The 6458-nt window shown below is 61.1% G+C and carries 6 protein-coding genes; 1 reads left to right on the forward strand and 5 read right to left on the reverse strand.

Translation table 11 applies throughout. From position 1 onward, the window contains the following. Window positions 1-6 precede the first annotated feature (6 nt). The 4 genes from tviB to BM353_RS07315 all read right to left on the reverse strand — a co-directional run bounded on the left by tviB (window position 7) and on the right by BM353_RS07315 (window position 4106). On the reverse strand, window positions 7-1281 hold the full coding sequence (gene tviB, locus BM353_RS07300; protein ID WP_092078655.1) for a Vi polysaccharide biosynthesis UDP-N-acetylglucosamine C-6 dehydrogenase TviB: 1275 nt from the start codon (window positions 1279-1281) through the stop codon (window positions 7-9). Further along, entirely contained in the window at window positions 1282-2295 is a 1014-nt protein-coding gene (locus tag BM353_RS07305; RefSeq protein WP_092078658.1) for a GDP-mannose 4,6-dehydratase, read from the reverse strand. 102 nt (window positions 2296-2397) lie between these two features. Further along, the gene (locus BM353_RS07310) at window positions 2398-3003 is read right to left on the reverse strand and encodes a 4'-phosphopantetheinyl transferase family protein (RefSeq protein ID WP_218155470.1); all 606 of its coding nucleotides are present in this window, start codon (window positions 3001-3003) and stop codon (window positions 2398-2400) included. A 167-nt stretch (window positions 3004-3170) separates the two neighbouring features. After that, a complete protein-coding gene (locus BM353_RS07315) occupies window positions 3171-4106 on the reverse strand; it encodes a lipase family protein (RefSeq protein WP_177220481.1) in 936 nt (311 codons plus the stop codon). A 174-nt stretch (window positions 4107-4280) separates the two neighbouring features. On the opposite strand from BM353_RS07315, the gene BM353_RS07320 reads away from it, so the two are divergent. Then, on the forward strand, window positions 4281-5234 hold the full coding sequence (locus BM353_RS07320; protein WP_092078667.1) for a Gfo/Idh/MocA family protein: 954 nt from the start codon (window positions 4281-4283) through the stop codon (window positions 5232-5234). Here BM353_RS07320 and BM353_RS07325 read toward each other — a convergent pair. Continuing rightward, a complete protein-coding gene (locus BM353_RS07325; protein ID WP_177220482.1) occupies window positions 5226-6455 on the reverse strand; it encodes a glycosyltransferase in 1230 nt (409 codons plus the stop codon). The two genes, BM353_RS07320 and BM353_RS07325, sit on opposite strands and share 9 nt — an antisense overlap. Window positions 6456-6458 lie beyond the last annotated feature (3 nt).

The raw sequence follows: 6458 nt of genomic DNA on the forward strand, positions 1-6458 counted from the left end.
ATCCACTCAAAGGCGAGCGTCGCTCTCGCCTGCGGGCACTATGCTCTTGAGATCATAAAGAAAATGGCCATCCTTCCCGAGAGCGCGCAGCTGTGACGAGGACATGGCGAGATATGCATTGTGGGCCACTGCGAGCAGTATTCCGTCATAATCCCCGGGCACCAACTCGGGCAACAAGCTGATCCCGTGCTGGGCCTGCGCCTCAACAGGGTCGGCCAAGGGGTCATGGACGTCTATCGACAAGCCAATGTCGGCCAGTGCCTTGACCACATCGACCACCCGCGTATTGCGCAAATCCGCGCAATTCTCCTTGAAGGTCAATCCCAGAACCAGAATGCGCGCTCCGTCCAGTCGTATCTTTCGGCGCAACATCTCATGTATCATGCAGCTGGCAACGTATTCACCCATTCCGTCGTTTATTCGGCGACCTGCCAGAATGACTTCGGGATGATAGCCGATCGCCTCGGCCTTGTGTGTCAAATAGTAGGGGTCCACCCCGACGCAGTGCCCCCCGACCAGACCGGGACGAAACGGAAGAAAGTTCCACTTGGTGCCCGCCGCCCTGAGCACCGCTTCAGTATCAATGCCAATCTTGTTGAAGATAATCGCCAGTTCATTGACCAGAGCGATATTCAAATCGCGCTGCGTATTCTCGATGACCTTCGCGGCCTCGGCAATCTTGATGCTTTCAGCCATATACGTGCCCGCCGTGATAATACTGGCGTAAAGCGCATCGATGGTTTTGGCCGCCTCCGGTGTCGAGCCTGCGGTGACCTTCTTGATCGTGGTCAGTCGGTGGAGCTTGTCCCCGGGATTAATTCGCTCGGGCGAATAGCCGCAGTAGAAATCCTGATTTAAAGCGAGACCCGAAATGCGCTCTAGCACCGGGACGCAGTCATCCTCGGTGGCGCCGGGATACACGGTGCTTTCGTAGATAACGATATCCCCCTTTTTCAATACTTTACCCACCGTTTCCGAGGCCCGGATAAGCGGCGTCAGGTCGGGGCGTTTATGCGCATCGATCGGGGTGGGCACAGTGACGATGTAAATACGCGCATCGCGAATTGCCTCGGGATCGGTCGTGAAGGTGAGCTGCGTGGCTTGGGCAAGCTCATCAGGTTCGACCTCGCGCGTCCGCTCCACGCCCTTCTGCAATTCAGCGATACGGTCCGCGTTTATATCAAAGCCGATTGTTGGGCGATGCTTGCCAAATTCAACCGCAAGAGGAAGGCCAACGTATCCCAGGCCGATAATCGCGATTTTGCTTTCTACCGTCGCCATTTATCTGCCATGGTATTCACGGAACCACGCCACAAAGGCGGATATTCCATCCTTGAAGTCCGTCTGTGGTCGATATCCGGTGAGGTTTCGAAGTGCGTCCGCATTGGCCCATGTGGCAGGCACATCGCCTTTCTGAATGTCTACGTAATTGCGGATCGCCTTTTTGTCCAAAGCCTCCTCGATGGCGTCGATAAAATCCAGAAGCCGGACCTTGTCCGAGTTTCCGATATTCACCACGCGAAAGGGAGCGACGGGCGACAGGCTGTCCCAGTCGGGGATGTCAGCGGCGCTGGCGGGACGCACCGGCGCCGTGTCGATCAGCAGCCGAATGGCGCGCACCAGATCGTCGATATAGGTGAAGTCGCGATACATGTCACCGTGGTTGTAAATGTCGATTGGCCGGTCATCGAGGATGGCGTCCACAAATTTATACAGCGCCAGATCAGGACGCCCCCAGGTGCCATAGACAGTGAAAAAGCGGAGCATGGTGGTCGGCAGGTCCCACAGGTGCGCATAGGAGTGCCCCATGCTCTCATTTGCTTTTTTGCTCGCCGCGTAGAGGGACAGCTGCGTATCGGCCTTTTCGGATTCGATAAAAGGCATGTCCTCATTGGCGCCGTAGACGGAACTGGTGGAAGCCATCAGCAGGTGCTTCACCTCAAGCCGCCGTGCCGCCTCAAGGATATTGAACGTGCCGACTATATTGCTCTCGATATAGGCGCGCGGATTTTCAAGACTATAGCGCACCCCGGCTTGGGCTGCGAGATGAACCATCACATCGGGGCGAAAGTCATTGGTGATGCGATCAATAAGCTTTGCATCCTCCAGCATCCCCTCGGTCACCGAAAAATTCGGGGATTCAAGCAGCTTCTGATGGCGGCGTTGCTTGAGTGTGACGTCATAATAATCCGTCATCCCGTCGAGCCCGTGGACGATAAATCCCTCTTCAAGCAAGAGTGCAGCAAGGTGAAAGCCTATGAACCCGGCGGTTCCAGTAATAAAGACTCGGCTCACTGTCTTTTCCCGTCGGTGTTTCAGAACCTTGGACCGGCCCTGTTTCCGCTGTCCAATTGTAATGTTAGTCCATGATAACAGTTCGGGATAGCTGTTTATGGTTCAACTTTTGAACGCGACAACTGAAATCACGAGGCCTTCAACGCATGCAAACTGCCCGTGGATCCGCTTGTGTCCGAAAAGCGACGGAATATCGGGGCGAACCATGGTGGCGGCGAAAGACCCCCCCTCCACGGAGAGCCTCACGTCCTTGAAGCTCAAGGGATATTCCGTGACAGGGTTATAGGCCTTGAAGATCGCCTCGCGCGCAGAAAACGTCAAAGCGGGGAGGAGGTCCGGGTCCAGATGCCGCAGCAAGTCTTCCTGCTCGTCCGGTTCGGACAGTTGCGGCAAGAGGGAGTCGGACACGTCTTTGATGCGCTCGATATCCAGACCCAGGGCCATCACCTTGCTCCGAGATGCCACCATCACGGCGCAAAAATCGTCGGCATGGGTGATGCTGCCGATGGCGCCCTCTGGCCAGCATGGCCGCCTGCTTTCATGGCTCACAAGAGCGACCGGTGGGTAGCCCAATTTGGCCAGCGCCGACCGCGCGTAGAGCCGACCCGTCGAGAACTCGCGCCGCCGTTTTTCAACTGCCCGGACGATCTGGGCGCCCTCGCCGGGAAACAGGCTCTGCGTGGCATCCAGCACCGGGCCACAGGTCATTGCCGCGCCCTTCGGCAAAAGCCGACCAAGCGCCCGCTCTATCGCACTGCATCTGCTATCCGGATCCACGGGGCAGCTCATAGATCTTCATTCTGCAGTAGCCATGTGACGGGCGATGTGGGGCACCTCTGTGCAGGCGGTCAGGGTTGGAACGGGCAATTGGGCCCTCAGGATGCAAAGGGCGATGGCGCGCCCACATCCGTTTGCGGATACCCCATGAGGACAAGGTAGCTGTTGACGTTGTGCTGGCCGTCTTTCTGATTCTCGAAGCTCATCGAGGACGGCAGGGCCCTGCTTTCCAGAGTGACCGTGTTGGGGACTTGCTCCCATTGCCCGGCCGCGTCCGCGGCCTCTTTTATCGTCTCGAACATCTTCCGATCATTGGCCGGGATTGTCGTCGGAATGCCATCATCGATCGCCTTTTGAATATCCGCGTACATGAATGGAATGATGTCCAGAGGATTGATGAAAAGGATGCAGTCGGCGTGCTGGGCGATCCAAGTGGCAAAGGCGGGGTTTCCGGTGCTGAGCGGCGCGAAGGCCTGGCACTGGATCGATGGCGGCGTCGACGGGGACCACTGGGCGCTCTGATCAATGATCCATGCAAGCAGCAACGGGGCCACCCCGGCGCCCTGACTGTGGCCTGTGACGTAGATGCGCAGCGCGTTGGACCCGTCGGCCCGCGCCTTGAGGAAATCGCCCAGAGACTGCCCGCGGCTCTCTACGCCCACCATGCCGGTCATCGCCCACATATACCCGGCAGACACCTTGGCCCCGTCCATGCCGCAATAGGTGCAGTCGATCTGTTTCGCCGGGTAATCCACCGCTCTGCTCTTGTCGTCCGGTGCGGTTCCGCGCAGCACCACGGCGAGTTCCTGAGTCGCGGCGTTTTCCGCCACGAAGAGCAAACTGTCGGTGTCCGGGAAAATAACGGGGCCAAAGGCAAGCGACCAGTCCTCGCTGATCGCGGCAGGCAACTTTTGCAGTTCCGCTTCGATCGCTTCGCCAATCTTGCCCGCGTCCTGCGAGCTATCATCGACATAGGCGATGGCCGCGAGCGTCAGCAGCGCCTCGGTCCTGCCTGTCGCCTCAGCTTGTGTCATGCGCGCGTCCCCTACCCGGTCCCGCGAAAGGTACCCGAATCCGGTGCATTTTGAAAGCGTTGCGCGCCGCTCGCCGGGGTCGGGCACACGCCCGGCCCGATACGGAACTAGACGTTGACCGCCGTGGTCCCGATGTCCACTGTTCCAAAGCATCCAGACGTTGCGAGGTGACCGATGCCACGACCCGGCGTGCTTCTTCTTGCCTACTCACAGATCGCGCGGCGGCGGATCCTGCCCGCTCTCGCAGAGACCGGCGTCACTCAGGTTGACATCGCCTCCCGAAGCGCGGCCGGCGACGTGATACGGCCCGGCGGCATGTCGGGCCGGACCTTCCCGGACTACGAACAGGCGCTGGAGCAAACCACGGCGCCGCTTGTCTGGATCTCGACGGTGAACAGCACGCATCTGCCGCTTGCGGAGCTTGCCTTGTCGATGGGCAAGCACGTTGTTCTCGACAAACCGGCGACGCTCCGATTGTCAGACGCGCGCTCCCTTGCAGCCCTCGCACAGGAGCGCGGGGTGTTGCTGGCCGAGGCCACCGTCTACGCGCATCATCCCCAGATTGCCGCGATCCGCCGCGTTTTCGCGGATGCGGGCAGCACCCCTCGGCATGTCGTCGCAGCGTTCAGCTTTCCGGCATTGCCCGGCTCCAACTTTCGCCACGATCCGGCACTGGGCGGCGGGATGTTGCAGGACCTCGGGCCCTACGCAATGTCACTGGGCCGGGTGTTTTTCGATGCCGAACCGCAGAGCGTCTGCGCGATGGGGCTCGCGGGCGATCACGGGTTCAGCATCACGGCGCGCTATTGCGGGGGGAGGACAGTCGCGGGGCATTTCGGCACGCTGACCGGCTACGTGAACCGTGCGACGCTGCTGGGGCCGGACGTGTGTCTCGATGTCGAGCGTCTCTTCACCACCGATCCGACCGCCGCCGCCGCGATCAGGGCCCGAGTGGCCAATACCGAGGTGGCCGTCGACGTGCCTGGGGCGGACGCTTTTGCCACGTTCTTGACCGCTGTGTTCGCGGCGCTCCGGGACAATGATCCGGAGGCCTTCCTACCGGCGTTGATTTCGGATGCGCGCGCGAGAGAGATGCTCTCCGATGCTATCATCGCGGGATCAGAATGACCCGGCGGGCTGCACGCTTTCCGCGCTTTGCCCCAGCAGCCGGTCATAGAGCGCGGACCAGTCGGCGCGTTCCGCCTCGGGGCTGAGCTCTGCGGCCAGTGCGCGCGCGCCTTGGGACAACGCCGCGGCCAACCCGTCATCGCCGAGAATTCGGGCCAATGCGCCGGCAAGAGCGGCCGGGTCGCCGTGTGGCACAAGCAGGCCCGACACCTCGTGGTCGAGCACCTCGGCCATGCCGCCCACCGCGGTTGCGACCAGCGGCACGCCAAGGCTGGCCGCTTCGAGCAGCGCGTTCGGCAGCCCCTCGAAGGCGGAGCATTGAACGTAGACGTGCATCCTGCGCAGATGGTCGAATACCTCCCCGTGCGCGAATGGTCCGGTGAGTGTTACCTCGCCGCCAAGTCCGAACTCCTGGACCAAGGTCTCGGCCCACCGCTCCTCTTCGGGGTCGGTGAAGAAACCGGCGAGCAGCAGACCGCTCCTGAGGGAAGCGGGCACGCCGTTGTAGCCGCGCACCAGCAGCGGAATGTCCTTCACCTTTCGCAGCTCACCAACCAGCCCGACCCGCCCGCGATTGCTTTGGTCGAGGCGCCACATCGGCGCCCCCGCTGGCACCGGCATGACGCCGTTGCGGATGACGCTGCTGCGGCCGCTCACCTCCACATCCTCGGCCACCAGGTCGAGATAGGCGGCATTCACGGACGTGATCCAATCGGCATGTTCGAGACTGTGAAGGATCGTTGTCCGGTGAAAGGGGTGGTCCTTCAATGTGATGACATCGTTGCCGCGGATGCTGGCAATCACCGGACGCCAGATCCCGCTGGCCTCGACCGCCAGCAGGCAAGGATGGGCCGCTGGGAGAAAGAACCCCTGAAAGAGCTGGAATCCGACCCGATCGTCCAGTTGCAAGATCGCATCGCGCAGCAGGAACTTTGTGCTGTTGCTGGGGCGCTTCTGGCTGACGCGGTGGACCCACACCCCGTCCTCGTCCCGGCTCTCGACGCCGCCTTCCGGGCTCTCGGATCTGTCGATGGTCGTGACCACATGGACCGAGTGGCCGAGGCTGTGCAGCAGGCGCGCCAACCGACGTGCGGCCCCCGCAACGCCGCCAAGCGTGGGGGGATACATCTCGCTGACGAGGCAGATCGGGGCGCTACGCACCGCGTCCTTCGTGTGATCCGGAGGCATCTCGCCGGTCTCGGCATCTGGTCTTTGGAACATCCC

The sequence above is a fragment of the Poseidonocella sedimentorum genome (assembly GCF_900116005.1).
Classification (GTDB): Bacteria; Pseudomonadota; Alphaproteobacteria; order Rhodobacterales; family Rhodobacteraceae; genus Poseidonocella; species Poseidonocella sedimentorum.

Bases quoted from the DNA above. Each gene is read 5' to 3' on its own strand.
- tviB (WP_092078655.1), bottom strand. From the start codon at position 1,281: ATGGCGACGGTAGAAAGCAAAATCGCGATTATCGGCCTGGGATACGTT.
- BM353_RS07310 (WP_218155470.1), bottom strand. From the start codon at position 3,003: ATGACCTGTGGCCCGGTGCTGGATGCCACGCAGAGCCTGTTTCCCGGC.
- BM353_RS07315 (WP_177220481.1), bottom strand. From the start codon at position 4,106: ATGACACAAGCTGAGGCGACAGGCAGGACCGAGGCGCTGCTGACGCTC.
- BM353_RS07320 (WP_092078667.1), top strand. From the start codon at position 4,281: ATGCCACGACCCGGCGTGCTTCTTCTTGCCTACTCACAGATCGCGCGG.
- BM353_RS07325 (WP_177220482.1), bottom strand. From the start codon at position 6,455: ATGTTCCAAAGACCAGATGCCGAGACCGGCGAGATGCCTCCGGATCAC.